The 12,949-nt window shown below is 70.2% G+C and carries 15 protein-coding genes; 4 read left to right on the top strand and 11 right to left on the bottom strand.

Features of this window, described 5'->3' with window-relative positions; translation table 11 throughout:
- From ACO07H_RS21950 to ACO07H_RS21970, 5 genes are all read right to left on the bottom strand, one after another.
- Nucleotides 1–1,149, bottom strand: a complete 1,149-nt coding sequence (locus tag ACO07H_RS21950; RefSeq protein WP_422018138.1) for a methionine aminotransferase — start codon at nt 1,147–1,149, stop codon at nt 1–3.
- 73 nt (nt 1,150–1,222) lie between these two features.
- Nucleotides 1,223–2,104 carry a protease HtpX gene (htpX, locus tag ACO07H_RS21955; RefSeq protein WP_422018140.1) on the bottom strand — a complete coding sequence of 294 codons (882 nt, stop codon included), beginning with the start codon at nt 2,102–2,104 and terminating at the stop codon, nt 1,223–1,225.
- Between the two features lie 36 nt (nt 2,105–2,140).
- Nucleotides 2,141–2,401 (bottom strand): zf-TFIIB domain-containing protein, encoded by a 261-nt coding sequence (locus ACO07H_RS21960; RefSeq protein WP_422018142.1) that lies wholly within the window; start codon nt 2,399–2,401, stop codon nt 2,141–2,143.
- A 40-nt stretch (nt 2,402–2,441) separates the two neighbouring features.
- Complete coding sequence (locus ACO07H_RS21965; protein WP_422018144.1) at nt 2,442–2,783, bottom strand: HPF/RaiA family ribosome-associated protein; 342 nt, start codon at nt 2,781–2,783, stop codon at nt 2,442–2,444.
- A 118-nt stretch (nt 2,784–2,901) separates the two neighbouring features.
- Nucleotides 2,902–3,324, bottom strand: a complete 423-nt coding sequence (locus ACO07H_RS21970) for a VOC family protein (RefSeq protein ID WP_422018146.1) — start codon at nt 3,322–3,324, stop codon at nt 2,902–2,904.
- 130 nt (nt 3,325–3,454) lie between these two features.
- Here ACO07H_RS21970 and ACO07H_RS21975 point away from each other — a divergent pair, with 130 nt between their 5' ends.
- The 3 genes from ACO07H_RS21975 to ACO07H_RS21985 are packed head-to-tail and all read left to right on the top strand — an operon-like array spanning nt 3,455 to nt 5,863.
- Nucleotides 3,455–4,060, top strand: a complete 606-nt coding sequence (locus ACO07H_RS21975; RefSeq protein WP_422018148.1) for an RNA polymerase sigma factor — start codon at nt 3,455–3,457, stop codon at nt 4,058–4,060.
- Nucleotides 4,057–4,575, top strand: coding sequence for a hypothetical protein (locus ACO07H_RS21980; protein WP_422018150.1), 519 nt, complete (start codon nt 4,057–4,059; stop codon nt 4,573–4,575). Before ACO07H_RS21975 ends, ACO07H_RS21980 begins: the two co-directional genes overlap by 4 nt.
- A 28-nt stretch (nt 4,576–4,603) precedes the next feature.
- The gene (locus ACO07H_RS21985; protein ID WP_422018152.1) at nt 4,604–5,863 is read left to right on the top strand and encodes a hypothetical protein; all 1,260 of its coding nucleotides are present in this window, start codon (nt 4,604–4,606) and stop codon (nt 5,861–5,863) included.
- Between the two features lie 6 nt (nt 5,864–5,869).
- Here ACO07H_RS21985 and ACO07H_RS21990 read toward each other — a convergent pair whose 3' ends face one another.
- Genes ACO07H_RS21990 through ACO07H_RS22005 form a run of 4 tightly spaced genes read right to left on the bottom strand, consistent with a single transcriptional unit; the run spans nt 5,870 to nt 9,423 of the window.
- Nucleotides 5,870–7,570 carry a flotillin family protein gene (locus tag ACO07H_RS21990; protein WP_422018154.1) on the bottom strand — a complete coding sequence of 567 codons (1,701 nt, stop codon included), beginning with the start codon at nt 7,568–7,570 and terminating at the stop codon, nt 5,870–5,872.
- 12 nt (nt 7,571–7,582) lie between these two features.
- The gene (locus ACO07H_RS21995) at nt 7,583–8,209 is read right to left on the bottom strand and encodes a YqiJ family protein (RefSeq protein ID WP_422018156.1); all 627 of its coding nucleotides are present in this window, start codon (nt 8,207–8,209) and stop codon (nt 7,583–7,585) included.
- Between the two features lie 40 nt (nt 8,210–8,249).
- A complete protein-coding gene (locus ACO07H_RS22000) occupies nt 8,250–8,918 on the bottom strand; it encodes a PspA/IM30 family protein (protein ID WP_422018158.1) in 669 nt (222 codons plus the stop codon).
- A gap of 1 nt (nt 8,919) precedes the next feature.
- Nucleotides 8,920–9,423, bottom strand: a complete 504-nt coding sequence (locus tag ACO07H_RS22005) for a hypothetical protein (protein WP_422018160.1) — start codon at nt 9,421–9,423, stop codon at nt 8,920–8,922.
- 113 nt (nt 9,424–9,536) lie between these two features.
- Here ACO07H_RS22005 and ACO07H_RS22010 point away from each other — a divergent pair, with 113 nt between their 5' ends.
- On the top strand, nt 9,537–10,709 hold the full coding sequence (locus ACO07H_RS22010) for a glycoside hydrolase family 19 protein (protein ID WP_422018162.1): 1,173 nt from the start codon (nt 9,537–9,539) through the stop codon (nt 10,707–10,709).
- Between the two features lie 4 nt (nt 10,710–10,713).
- On the opposite strand, the gene ACO07H_RS22015 is transcribed toward ACO07H_RS22010, so the two are convergent.
- Together ACO07H_RS22015 and ACO07H_RS22020 are read right to left on the bottom strand one after the other, a co-directional pair.
- Complete coding sequence (locus tag ACO07H_RS22015) at nt 10,714–11,766, bottom strand: homocysteine S-methyltransferase family protein (protein WP_422018164.1); 1,053 nt, start codon at nt 11,764–11,766, stop codon at nt 10,714–10,716.
- On the bottom strand, nt 11,763–12,851 hold the full coding sequence (locus ACO07H_RS22020) for a tartrate dehydrogenase (RefSeq protein ID WP_422018166.1): 1,089 nt from the start codon (nt 12,849–12,851) through the stop codon (nt 11,763–11,765). The genes ACO07H_RS22015 and ACO07H_RS22020 overlap by 4 nt, the downstream gene beginning before the upstream one ends.
- Nucleotides 12,852–12,949: the final 98 nt, after the last annotated feature.

Here is a 12,949-nt window from a genome sequence, read left to right on the forward strand (position 1 = left end):
TCAGCCGCCCAACCTCGCCAGCCGCCGCGCCGCCTCAGCCAGCGTCTCGTCCCGCTTCGCGAAGCAGAAGCGCACGTGGCCGCGCTCCTGGGGCTGCTGGTAGAAGCCCGACAGCGGGATGGCCGCGACGCCGATCTCCGTGGTCAGCCACCTCGCGAAGTCCAGTTCCGGCAAGTCCGACACCGCGCGGTAGTCCACGGTCTGGAAGTAGGTGCCTTCGCAGGGCAGCAGGGTCAGCGGCGTGGCGGCCAGCGCCGCACGGAACCCATCGCGCTTGGCCTGGTAGAAGTCGCTCAGGCCTTGCCACGGCGCCGGGTCGGCCAGGTAGGCGGCCAGCGCATGCTGCGTGGGCGTGTGCACGGTGAACACGGTGTACTGGTGCAGGCGGCGGAAGGCCGCGCTCAGGGCCGGCGGCGCGGCGACGAAGCCCACCTTCCAGCCCGTCACGTGGAAGGTCTTGCCGAAGCTGCTGACGAGGAAGCTGCGCGCCGCCAGCGCCGGGTGGCGCGCCACGCTCTCGTGGCGCTCGCCGTCGAACACCATGTGCTCGTAGACCTCGTCGCTGACGACGAACAGGTCGTGCTGCTCGGCGATGCGCGCCAGCTCGCGCAGGTCGTCGGCGCTGGCGACACGGCCGCTGGGGTTGTGCGGCGTGTTGATGACCAGCGCGCGCGTGCGCGGCGTGATGGCGGCGCGCACGGCGGCCCAGTCCAGCCGATAGTCGGCCGTCATCGGCACGCCCACCGGCACCGCGCCCGCGAGACGTATGGCGGGGTCGTAGCTGTCGTAGGCAGGCTCGATGATGATGACCTCGTCGCCCGCGCCCACGCAGGCGTGCAGCGCGGTGATGAGGCCTTGCGTGCCGCCGGCGGTGATGGTGATGTCGCGGTCGGCGTCGTAGGCCGAGCCGTACAGCGCGTTGAGCTTCGCGGCAATGGCCTGTCGCAGCGCCGGCACACCGGTCATCGGCGGGTACTGGTTGTGGCCGGCGGCCATGGCGTCGGTGACGGCCTGCAGCAGCGCGGGGTCGGCACCGAAATCGGGGAAGCCCTGGCCGAGATTGACGGCGCCATGCTCGGCGGCGAGCGCCGACATGACGGTGAAGATGGTGGTGCCGGTGTGGGGCAGCTTGGTGGGCAGGACAGGCATGAGGCAGGAAAGCAGGGAGTCAACCGCACAGGCCGCCGATTGTGGCGGGGCCTGGCGGCTGCCGTCCCGCCGCTCAGGTGAGCGACGCCTGCTGCAGACGTTCGATGCGCTGCGCCATCGGGGGATGGCTGGAGAACCAGGCCAGCCAGCTGCCGGGCCGCGCGCTGATGCCCATGGCCTGCAAGGCCTTGGGCATCTCGCCGGGGTCGAGACCCTGCAGCCTGGCCAGCGCATGGATCATGGGTTGCTTGCGGCCCATCAGCTGCGCCGCACCGGCATCGGCCCTGAACTCGCGCTGCCGCGAGAACCAGGCCACCACCAGCGCCGCCAGCACGCCCAGCAGCAGGTCCAGCACCACGGTGGTCACGTAGTAGCCCACGCCCGGTCCGTCCTGGTTGTTGCGCAGCACGAGCTTGTCCACGACGTAGCCGACCACGCGCGACAGGAACACGACGAAGGTGTTCATCACGCCCTGGATCAGCGTCATGGTCACCATGTCGCCGTTGGCGACGTGCGCCACCTCATGGCCGATCACGGCCTCCACCTCCTCGCGGGTCATGGACTGCAGCAGCCCGGTGGAGACGGCCACCAGGGCCGAATTCTTGAACGCCCCCGTGGCGAAGGCATTGGGCGGCCCCTCGTAGATGCCGACCTCGGGCGTGCGGATGCCCGCCGCCGCCGAGAAGCGCGCCACCGTGGCCACCAGCCAGGCATGCGTGGCATCCGGCGAGCCGTTGATGACCTGAAGCCGCGTCGTCCACTTGGCCACGGGTTTGCTGATCAGCAGCGAGATGAAGGCGCCGCCAAAGCCCATCACCAAGGCAAAGCCAAGCAGGCTGCCCAGGTTCAGGCCGTTGGCGCTGAGGAACTGGTTCAGCCCCAGCAACTGAACGGCCAGTCCCAGCACGAGCATGACCCCCAGGTTGGTCAGCAGGAACAGCAAGACTCGCTTCATGGAGAACGCTCCTTTCAGGGGTTGGGGTGGTGGGGCTCAGTCGAAGATGTCGCTGAGCCAGGACTTGCGGCGGTGGCCGCCATGCCGGCCATAGTCGGAGTCGACGAAATCGGGGCGCCGCTGGCCCTGGGCCTGCGGCACCGGCGCGGGTGCACTGATCGCGGTGGAGCGCTCGATGAGCTTGTCGAGCTCGCCACGGTCCAGCCAGACGCCCCGGCAACCGGGGCAATAGTCGATCTCGACGCCCTGGCGCTCGGTCATGACCAGCGTGGCGTCGGGGCAGGTGGGGCATTTCATGGTCGAACCTCGTTCAGAGTCAGGGAAGAGGGCGGGCGCGTCATGGGGCGTCCGCGCCCAGGCGGCGCAGCGGCGTGGCGCGGCGCGGCAGCCGGTGCAGCAGGCGCGGCAGCAGCCGCAGCGCGCGGGCCAGCGCGTCATCGAAGGCCGTGCGCCACTGGCTGGCCACCGAGCGCACGATCACGGTGCCGGCGCCGGCCGTGTGCAGTTCCAGTCGGCAGTGCTTGTCCACGCCACCCCGCGGGCCATTCACGTCGGACAGCTGGACGGTGACCCTGGGCACCCGCGACGACAACCGCTGCAGGGCCGCCTTCAGCCGGGACTGGGCCAACTCACGCAGGTCGCCGGCATGCGGCGCGCGACTCTTGAACAGGACTTGCATCACGGAACTCCAGCGGTTGAGAGAGCCCGTAACTTAAGGGCGCGCCACCGCGGCTCACAGCAAGTAATCCGGTAGCGTCACTTCCAAGGCCCGGAAGCCAGGCGCCGTGAAGCCCGCGTCAGCGATGACCGTGCACAGGCCCGGGCGGCCCTTTCAGCTCGACGACGTTGCCCTCGGGGTCGCTGAGGTAGATCGACGGCCCCTCGCCCTCAGCACCGTTGCGGCTCTCCGTGTCGCCAGCCACCACGCCATGCGCCACGAGGTGGGCGCGGATGGCATCGCCGTCGAAGGGCTCCACCCGCAGGCAGAAGTGGTCCATGTTGCGGCCCTCACGGCCCGGTGCCGCACCGCCCATGCGGCCCAGCTTGCCGTGCACGGGCACGAGGTCGATCAGCGAGTGGCCGGCGCGCAGTTGCACCAGGCCGATCTCGTCCTGGCGCCGCTCGATGCTGCAGCCCAGCGTGCCGGTGTAGAAGCGCAGCATCGCGTCGAGGTCGACGACGCGCAGCACGAGATGGTCCAGGCCTTGCAGCTTCAGCATGGCGCCAGCATGCCGCGCGCCCACACCCATGCCGAAAGTGACGACGGGTTTGTCCCGAGTAACGCCCGGGGGGTGTCGCGCTCAATAGGGGCATGCAATCTCTGCAGGCCCCTTCACCATGTTGCCCGACATGAGCTGGCTGACCCGGCTCGGCTTCGTCGCCCCCGGCGCCGCGCCCGCTGCCGCGGACGACGCCGCGCTGCTCGCCCGCCTCGCCGCGGGTGACGGCGATGCGCTCGCGGCGGTCTACCGGCGCGAGAGCGGCGCGGTCTACCGCTACGCGCTGGCGCTGGCCGGCGACGAGGCCGCGGCGCTGGACGCCGTGCACGAGGCTTTCGCCCAGTTGCTGCGCGGCACTCAGGGTTTCGACGCCGGCCGCGGCACGCTGGGCGCCTACCTCGCCGGCATGGCGCGGCACCAGTTGCTGGCCCAGTGGCGCGACGCGCGACGCCATGTCGAGCTGGACGAGGCCGACGAAGACGGCGCCGCGCCCGGGGCCGCCAGCGACGCCAGCGACACCCGCCTGGCCGAAGCGCAGCAGCACCACCAGCTGTGGGCCGCCATCCGCCGGCTGAGCTGGCCGCAGCGCGAGGCCATCGTGCTGGTGGACCTGCAGGAGCGCTCGTACGACGACGCCGCCGCGATTGCCGGCGTCAGCACCGATGTATTGCGCACCCGCCTGCACCGTGCCCGCCAGCGGCTGGCCGACCTGCTGGCCGTGGGAGAACGCCGATGACACACCGCCCTCAAGACGACACGCCGGACTGGCTGAGGCCGGCCCGCGCCGAGTTCGCACGCCTGCAGCCCGACGCCGCGCAGGACGCCGCGCTGCTGGCCCGGCTCACCCAGCTGCAGCAGTCCCGCCATGCCCGGCAGACGCACGCCGACGACCTGGCCGAGCCGCACTGGCTGCGCCGCCTCGCCTGGGGTGCCGGTGGCCTGGGCGCCACGGCCGCCGCGCTCCTGTGCGCGTTGCTGCTGCTGGACCCGCCGGGCACGGCCGGCAGCGCACATGCGGCCACCACGGCGGCGGGCAGCGGCTTCATCCCGCTGGTGCCCGAGGCCGAGTTCCGCGCCGCGCTGAAGGCGGATCGCGGTGCTGCCGTGTGGCTGCAGCCCGCCGAACTGCCACGCGAACGCCTGGCGCTGCTGGGCCTGCCGTTCGACGCGGCTCGCGCCGACGAGCTGGTGCGCGCCGAACTGATGCTGAACCCGAGCGGCCAGGTGCTGGCCGTCCGCATCCTGAACTGATGCCGTTGTTGTCGATGGAGACCCGATCATGAAAAAGCCCCTGATGAGCCTGGCGCTGTGCGCCCTCGCCGCCTCGGCCTGCGCGCTGGACGTTGAACCGGCGCAGCGCGAGGCCCAGCAAGCCCAGCGGGAGGCGCAACGCGAAGCCCAGCGCGAGGCCCAGCGACAGGCGCGTGACATCCAGCGTGACGTGCAACTGCAGCGCGAGGTGCAGCGCAATGTCGAACGCGAGGTGGACCGCGCCATGGCCGAGATGCCCATGCAGCTGGCGATGGCCGACCAGGCGCTCGCGTTTGCCGGCCGCGAGCTGGAGGGCGAGCGCGTGGTCAAGGGCGCGCCCTACTGCGCGACGGCCGTGCACGAGAACGTGCAGACGCTCGCCGACGGCAACCGCATCGTGCGCCAGCAGCAGAGCCAGCTCTGCCGCGACGGCGAGGGCCGCACGCGCCGCGAGGTGCAGCGCGAGGGCGGTGCCAAGGTCATCTACCTGAACGACCCTGTGGCCCGGGAGAGCTGGGTCATCTACCCCGACCAGAAGCGTGTGCAGCGCCTGCGCGGCAACGCCGTGTTCATGCATGGCGGTCAGGACGAAGCCATGTCGGCCTGGCAGGACTCGATGCAGGACTGGGGCGAGCGCATGAAGGAGCAGGCGGCCCGCTGGAAGGAGTGGGCCGGCCGCGTCGCCGAGCGCGGGAAGGTGGCGGACGAACAGCGCCTGCGCAGCCGCACGACGGGCGGCGAGCCGGGCATCATCATCGAGCGGGAGATCGTCGTGCCGTCCGCCTCAGGCGCCAGAGCCACGGAGCGCCGCCGCGAGGTGCGCGTCATCCGTGCCAGCGAGCTGCCGGCGCTGCCGGCCCTGCCGGCCCTCGCCGCGCCACCGGCCATCCCCGCGCCGCCTGCGCCGCCCGCCCCGCCCGCACTCGTCGCGCCGCTGCTGGTGCAAAGCCCGCTGCTGCCGCGCGAAGGCGGCACGACAGCGGCCTTGCCCGCCAAGGAGATCGACGGCCTGAAGCTCACCGGCGAGCGCACGACCTGGACCATCGCGGCCGGCAAGATCGGCAACGAGAAGCCCATCGTCATCAGCCGCGAGGTGTGGCGCAGCCCCGATCTGATGCTGACCGTGACCAGCCGTGACGCCGACCCGCGCTCGGGCGAACAGAACTACCGGCTGGAGAAGATCAGGCGCGGCGAGCCCGACGCGGCGCTGATGAAGCCGCCCGCCGACTACGCCGAAGGCCGCCGCAACGCGCGGCCCGCAGCGAGCGCGCCGACCAAGGGCGCCTGAGACAGGTCACTCGGCCGGCGTGGCCGGCACCGGTGCCGGCGCCGGTTTCATCATCGCCGCCAGGTTGTGCGCCAGGCCGGTGATGCCCTGGTTGGACAGGCCCGCGTCGTGCATGACGGCGTCGACGATGGGCTTGGCGACCTGGTACTGCAGCGCCGAGTTCATGACCTGCTCGGGAAAGGTGGCGCCCGAAGCCGCGCCGCCTTCCGTGCCGCTGCCGCCGCCCTGCCCCGGCATGCCGTTGACCTGCACGATGCGGATGGAGTCGATCTTCTCCATCGGCTTGACCGCCTCGGCCAGGATGGTGGGCAGCTGCTGCAGCAGCTGCGTGCGCACCTGCAGGTCGATCTGAGCGGCCGACAGCATGTTCAGCGCCTCGTTGATGGCGCGCCGGCCCTCGGCCTCGGCGATGGCTGCGGCCTGCTTGGCCCTGGCCTCGATGGTCAGCGCCTCGGCGCGGTCGATGGCGGCCTCCTTCTCGGCGGAGGCCGACACCTTGACTGCGATGGCGTTCTGCTCGGCGTCCTTGCTGGCCTCGATGAGCTGAATCGCCTTGTCCCGCTCGGCCACCGCCACCTGGCGCGCAGTGTTGACGGTTTCCTCGGCCTTCACGGCTTCGGCCCGCGCCAGGTTGGCGGCCGCGTCGGCCTCGGACTGCTCGCGCGACTTGGTGGCGATGGCGATCTGCGTGTCCTGCCGCGCGATCTCGACCTGCTTGCGCTGCTCGGCGCGCTTCATCTCGGTCTGGCGCTCCTGCTCGATCTCGCGGGTCTGGATGACCAGCGTCTTCTCGATCTCGGCGGCCTTGATCTCGCGCTCGGCCTCGATGCGGCGCTGGCCCACCTGGCGCTCGGCCTCGATCTTCACCGTCTCCGCCTCCCGCGTGCGCTCGGCCTGCTGAGACGCGATCTGCGCGGACTGCTCGGCGCGCGCCATCTCGATCTCGCGCTTCTGCGACAGCGACGCGAACTCCTGGTCCTTCTCGATGGTCAGCTTCAGGCGCGAGGCTTCCAGGTTCTTGGTGCGCACCTGCACCTCGGTGTCCTGCTCGACGTCGTTGCGCTGCTTGCGCCGCGCCTCGGTCTGCTCGGTCAGGCGTGTCAGGCCCTCGGCGTCGAACGCGTTGTTGGGGTTGAAGAACTGCTTGTCCGTTTGATCGAGACTCGTCAGCGACACCGACTCCAGCTCCAGGCCGTTCTTCTCCAGGTCTTCGGCGACGGCGTTCTGCACCGCCTGCACGAAGTCACGGCGCTTGTCCTGCAGTTCCTGGATGGTCATGGTCGCGGCCGTGGCGCGCAGGCTGTCGACGAACTTGTCCTCCACCAGCGCCTTCAGCTCGTTGGGGCTCATCGTGCGCGCGCCCAGTGTCTGCGCGGCGGTGCTGACCGCTTCTTCCGTCTGCTTGACGCGCACGAAGAACGCCGCCGTCACGTCCACGCGCATGCGGTCGCGGGTGATCAGGCTCTCCCGCTCGCGGCGCAGCACTTCGAGCTTGAGCGTGTTCATGTTGACCAGCACGCGCTCGTGGAACACCGGCAGCACGATGGCGCCCCCGTCCATGATGACCTTCTGGCCGCCCAGGCTCGTGCGCACGAAGGCCAGCTCCTTGGTGCTGCGCTTGTACAGCCGCGCGAAGATGAAGCCGATGGTCAGCAGCCCCAGCAACGCGATACCGGCGATGCCGGCGATTTCGATGATGTTGTCCATGTGGTTTCTCCCTCAGATCAGGTTGGGATGGGGATTGGCGATGCAGCGGTAGAACGCCCCAAGCTTGCGCACGATGAGGATCTGCGCGCCCTCTTCGAACACTTCGTCATCCAGGTCGGGCTCCACCATCAGGTAGTGCGTGCGGCCGTGGGCATCGCGCACCCGCGCCTGCGCCGCCAGCCCGCGCCGTGCCGCGCCCGCGCTGACGACGCCCGCCCGGCCCACCAGCGACTGCTCGCTGACGGCGCTGCTCTCGTCGCGCAGCACGATGTGCGCCACCAGGCTGCCCAGGCCGCGCACCGTGGCCAGCCCCGGCGGCACAGCCAGCAGGCCCGCCACCCAGGCGGGCAGGAAGCCGCCGAGCAGGTTGAACGCCACCTTCTGCAGCGCATAGCCGAACAGCGCATAGCCCAGCAGGAACAGCAGCAGCAGCACCAGCGCCGGCACGCGACCCAGGTGCAGCCAGCCCAGCACGCGGTCCAGGCCGCTGTCGGTGTCGATGTCCGGCAGCCAGTGGTCGAGCAGGTTGCTCGGGCTCAGCGCCATCAGCATGCCCAGGCCTTCCAGCAGCGCAACGGCCACGATCAACGCGACCGCGACACCGAAGGGCAGCGTCTCGGGCGAGGTGAAGAGATTCATCGGATCGGTCCTGGGTTGTGGGCGTTAGCAGGCAGGAGTGTCAGGCCTGGCCAGCCTTGATCCGGGCCATGCGCTCGGCGATCTTGTGGTCGCGTACCAGTTGCTCCAGTTCGCTCAGGCGGGCGGCCTGGTCGAGGTTGCCGGCGCGCTGCATGCCGTTCAGGCCCGTCTGGCGCTGGTAGATCCTGTCGAACGCCTCACCCACCTTGCCCATGCGCTGCTCGACGTGGGCCTGCCCCAGCGGCTGCGCGGCCGATTCGGTCGCCGCGCGGCTCTTGCGGAACTCGGCCAGCGCCTCCTGCATCTCGCGCTGCTTGGCCAGCAATGCCGCGGTGAAGCCCTGCAGCTCCTGCTCCTGGCGCGCCAGGTCGGCCAGCGTCGTCTCCAGCACCGGGATCTGCGCCTCGATGTCGATCTGACGCGACACGGCGGCGCGCGCCAGGTCCTCGCGCTGCGCGGCGAGCGCCTGGGCGATCTGGTCGCGCAGGTCCTCGTGGCCGCGATTGAGCCTGGCGTGCTGCTGCTGTGCCAGGTGGCGGTTGGCGCTGACGGTGCCCAGTTCGTGGCGCACGTCGTCGATGACGGCATCGGCCTCGCGGATGGCCTGCTCCATGGCGGCCTGCGGGTTGAGGTCCTCGATCTTGTCCAGCAGCGCGTGCACGCCACCGGCGATCACGCGGCCCACGCGGGTCTTCAGGGAATCGGCCATGTCAGGCTCCTTGGGTGATGTTGAGCGTCGAGGCCAGCTCGACGGTGGGGCCGAGGTGGCGCTTCACCACCTCGGGGTCGAAGGCATGCGCGCCGCTTGTCGTGGCCTGGCGCAACAACGATTCGCCGAGCAGCGCGGCACGGCGCACCAGCGCGTCTTCCAGCTTGGCGGCATCGGCGGCGTTGGCCGGCGCGGCGCTGATGACCAGCGCCATCAGCGTCGTGACCTGCTCCACCAGCAGGTTCAACACCTCGGAATGCCGGCCTTCGGCGCCCTCGATGCGCACCAGCGCCTCGCGCAGCCGGTGCGTCAGCTCGCGCGCCCAGCCGTGGGCGGCCACGTAGTCGAACGCGCCGTCATGCTGGCGCTTGAGCTGCCCGAGCAGCACGCGCAGCTTGTCGCTGTTCGTCGTCGCGCCCTCCACTTGCAGCTGGGCCAGCCACAGGTAGAGGTCGCTCGGGATGCGCGCCGACAGCGGCTCCATCGTGAGGGTCTGGGTCGCCATGCGGTACCTGCCTTCAAATGAGTTCGAACGAACACAAATGTATTCGTTTGAATTTATCTGTCAACACCACGGCACCGGTCCGCCCTTAGCATGCACCGCCACAGGAGGCAGCCATGCCCGAATCCCCATCCGCACCCACCGCCCCGCGCGTCTTCACGCCCACCGTGCTCGCCTGGCTGGGCGCCCTCGGCGCGGCCGTCGCACCCACGGTGCAGTTCATCAACGGCTACTGGCAGAACCAGCTCAAGCAGACCGAGATCGCCCACCAGATCGCGCTCGATTTCGCCAAGCTCGCCATCGCCGACAAGGCTTCGCGCGAGTACCGGCGCGACACGCTGAAGGTCATCGCATCCATCGACGGCAACCCGCTGCAGGGCTGGGCGCGCACGGAGCTGGCCGAGCGCAGCACCGAGCAGCAGGCCGTGATGGACGCGCTGCGCAGCCGGCTCGAAGGCCGCCGCTACACGACGCTGGCCGAATGCAAGGTCTACCTGGAGCAGCAGCTCAAGGTACAGAGCTACCTGGTGGCGGAAACCTTTGACCGCAAGGACATGAAGGACACGGTGGGTGCCGCCATCAAGGACGACTACACGACGTCCGTGGAGCGCGACTGCCGCGACCTGGAGACGGGCGGCCGCCCACCGCCCGCGGTCGTGGTGGCAGCCGCCGGCCCCATCAAGCTCTCCCCCGCGTCTGCCGCCTCGGCAGCGCCTGGCACGGCTGCGCCAACTCGCGTCTGTGAGCAGGGCAACGGCAACCCGCTGGAGCAGCTGTCGCCAGCCAAGCTGGCGCGCATCTACCCGCGCGCGCGCCCGGCCGATCTCGACACCTATGCGCCCCTGCTGCGCAAGGGGCTGGCCCGCGCCGAGATCAACACCTGCGCACGCGTGGCCATGTTCCTGGCGCAACTAGGCTACGAGAGCGGCGAGCTGCGCTTCACCGAGGAGCTGTCCTCGGGCGAAGCCTACGAAGGGCGGGCGGGCCTGGGCAATATCCAAGCCGGCGACGGCCCGCGCTTCAAGGGCCGCGGGCTGATCCAGATTGTCGGCCGGAGCAACTACCAGGCGTTCGCCAGCGCGACCCACCACGCCGAGGTGATGGACAACCCGGCGCTCGTCGCGACTGACCCCGAACTCGCACTGGAGACGGCGCTCTGGATCTGGACCCGGGCCAAGCTGAACACCCTGGACGACGACGTGGCCGTGGTCACGCGTCGCCTCAACGGGGGCGTCAACGGCCTGGAGCAGCGCCGCACCTACCTGGCCGCAGCCAAGGCGGTGCTGTGAACGCTCAGGCGGCGTCCAGCATCTGGCTGAAGAACTTGTCGCCGCTGACGCGCGGCTTGTAGGCCGAGACGGCCTTGGCGATGGCCGCGATGTGGTCGGGCGTGGTGCCGCAGCAGCCGCCGGCGATGTTCAGGAAGCCGGCCTTGGCGAACTCGCCCACCAGGCGCGCCGTCACGTCGGGCGTCTCGTCGAAGCCGGTGTCGCTCATCGGGTTGGGCAGGCCGGCATTGGGGTAGCAGCTGACCGCCGTGTCGCCCGCCACCTTGGCCAGTTCCTCGATGTAGGGCCGCATCAGCGTGGCACCCAGCGCGCAGTTCAGGCCGATGGCGATGGGGCGGGCGTGGCGCACCGAGTGCCAGAAGGCCGCGACGGTCTGGCCCGACAGGATGCGGCCGGAGGCGTCGGTCACGGTGCCCGAGATGATGACGGGCAGGCGCTCGCCGGTGTCTTCCATCAGCTCGTCCAGCGCGAAGATGGCAGCCTTGGCATTCAGCGTGTCGAAGATGGTCTCGACGAGGAAGAGGTCGCAGCCGCCGTCGAGCAGCCCTTGCGCCTGCTCGTAGTAGGCGGCGCGCAGCGTGTCGAAGTCGACGTTGCGCGCGCCGGGGTCGTTCACGTCGGGGCTGATGGACGCGGTGCGCGGCGTGGGGCCCAGCGCACCGGCCACGTAGCGGGGCTTGTCCGGGGTCGAGTACTTGTCGCAGGCGGCGCGGGCGATCCGCGCGGCGGCCACGTTCATCTCGTAGGCCAGGCCGGCGAGGTCGTAGTCCTCCTGCGCGACGGAGGTGGCGCCGAAGGTGTTGGTCTCGATCAGGTCGGCGCCGGCGGCGAGGTACTGCTCGTGGATTTCGCTGAGCACGTCGGGCCGCGTGAACATCAGCATCTCGTTGTTGCCCTTCAGGTCCTTGGGGTGGTCCTTGAAGCGCTCGCCGCGGTAGTCGGCCTCGGTGAGCTTGTAGCGCTGGATCATGGTGCCCATCGCGCCGTCGAGCACGGCGATGCGGTTCTGCAGCAGGGCCGGCAGGCCTTGGGCGCGGGTGTAGGCAATGGGTTTCATGCGGCGATTTTCGCAGCCTCGGCAATCGCCTGTCCCAGCTGGGCGCATGACGAAGTACCGCCCAGGTCGGGCGTCTTGGGCGCGGCCGGGTCGGCCAGCACGGTCTCGATGGCAGCCATGACGGCGTCGTGCGCGGCGCGGTGGCCCAGGAAGTCCAGCATCATCGCGCCGGCCCAGATCTGGCCGATGGGGTTGGCGATGCCCTTCCCCGCGATGTCCGGCGCCGAGCCGTGCACGGGCTCGAACAGGCTGGGCCACTCGCGCGTCGGGTTCAGGTTGGCCGACGGCGCGATGGCGATGGTGCCGGTGCAGGCCGGGCCCAGGTCCGACAGGATGTCGCCGAACAGGTTGCTCGCGACGACCACATCGAAGGCCTGAGGCCGCTGCACGAAGTGGGCGCAGAGGATGTCGATATGGAACTTGTCGACCGCCACGCCGGGGAACTGCGCGGCCATGGCTTCGACGCGCTCGTCCCAGTAGGGCATGGTGATCGCGATGCCGTTGCTCTTGGTGGCCGAGGTGAGCTTCGCGCGCGGCCGCCTGGCGGCCAGTTCGAACGCGAAGCGCAGCACGCGGTCCACGCCGACGCGGCTCATCACCGTCTCCTGGATGACGATCTCGCGCTCGGTGCCGCCGTACATGCGGCCGCCGACGCTGGAGTACTCACCCTCGGTGTTCTCGCGCACGATCCACATGTCGATGTCGCCCGGCTTGAGCGGCTGGCCGCGGCGGTCCACCAGCGGCGAACGCACGCCGGGCAGCAGCCGCGCGGGGCGCAGGTTCACGAACTGGTCGAACTCGCGGCGGAACTTCAGCAGCGAGCCCCACAGGCTGACGTGGTCGGGCACCGTGTCGGGCCAGCCGACGGCGCCGAAGAAGATCGCGTCGTGGCCGCCGATCTGCGCCTTCCAGTCGTCGGGCAGCATGCGGCCGTGCTGCGCGTGGTAGCGGCAGTGCGCGAAGTCGAACTCGTCGAAGCGCAGGTCCAGGCCGAAGCGTTCGGCCACCGCGCGCAGCACGCGCAGGCCCTCGGGCATCACCTCGGTGCCGATGCCGTCGCCGGCGATCACTGCAATCTTCTGCATAAGGGGGCTTTCCTCACTACGGGATTCGGTGCGAGAGGGTCTGCGCGGGTGCAGGGCTAGGCGTGCGACGCCGCCTGGGCTCATGCCCAGGCAAGGCG

It is taken from the genome of Roseateles sp. (genome assembly GCF_965229315.1).
Classification (GTDB): Bacteria; Pseudomonadota; Gammaproteobacteria; order Burkholderiales; family Burkholderiaceae_C; genus Pelomonas.

Coding starts and splice junctions, on each gene's coding strand:
- ACO07H_RS21975 (WP_422018148.1), top strand. CDS start 3,455: ATGAGCTGGCTGACCCGGCTCGGCTTCGTCGCCCCCGGCGCCGCGCCC.
- ACO07H_RS21950 (WP_422018138.1), bottom strand. CDS start 1,149: ATGCCTGTCCTGCCCACCAAGCTGCCCCACACCGGCACCACCATCTTC.
- ACO07H_RS22000 (WP_422018158.1), bottom strand. CDS start 8,918: ATGGCCGATTCCCTGAAGACCCGCGTGGGCCGCGTGATCGCCGGTGGC.
- ACO07H_RS21965 (WP_422018144.1), bottom strand. CDS start 2,783: ATGCAAGTCCTGTTCAAGAGTCGCGCGCCGCATGCCGGCGACCTGCGT.
- ACO07H_RS21995 (WP_422018156.1), bottom strand. CDS start 8,209: ATGAATCTCTTCACCTCGCCCGAGACGCTGCCCTTCGGTGTCGCGGTC.
- ACO07H_RS22010 (WP_422018162.1), top strand. CDS start 9,537: ATGCCCGAATCCCCATCCGCACCCACCGCCCCGCGCGTCTTCACGCCC.
- ACO07H_RS22005 (WP_422018160.1), bottom strand. CDS start 9,423: ATGGCGACCCAGACCCTCACGATGGAGCCGCTGTCGGCGCGCATCCCG.
- ACO07H_RS21970 (WP_422018146.1), bottom strand. CDS start 3,324: ATGCTGAAGCTGCAAGGCCTGGACCATCTCGTGCTGCGCGTCGTCGAC.
- htpX (WP_422018140.1), bottom strand. CDS start 2,104: ATGAAGCGAGTCTTGCTGTTCCTGCTGACCAACCTGGGGGTCATGCTC.
- ACO07H_RS21960 (WP_422018142.1), bottom strand. CDS start 2,401: ATGAAATGCCCCACCTGCCCCGACGCCACGCTGGTCATGACCGAGCGC.
- ACO07H_RS21990 (WP_422018154.1), bottom strand. CDS start 7,570: ATGGACAACATCATCGAAATCGCCGGCATCGCCGGTATCGCGTTGCTG.
- ACO07H_RS21985 (WP_422018152.1), top strand. CDS start 4,604: ATGAAAAAGCCCCTGATGAGCCTGGCGCTGTGCGCCCTCGCCGCCTCG.
- ACO07H_RS22020 (WP_422018166.1), bottom strand. CDS start 12,851: ATGCAGAAGATTGCAGTGATCGCCGGCGACGGCATCGGCACCGAGGTG.
- ACO07H_RS22015 (WP_422018164.1), bottom strand. CDS start 11,766: ATGAAACCCATTGCCTACACCCGCGCCCAAGGCCTGCCGGCCCTGCTG.
- ACO07H_RS21980 (WP_422018150.1), top strand. CDS start 4,057: ATGACACACCGCCCTCAAGACGACACGCCGGACTGGCTGAGGCCGGCC.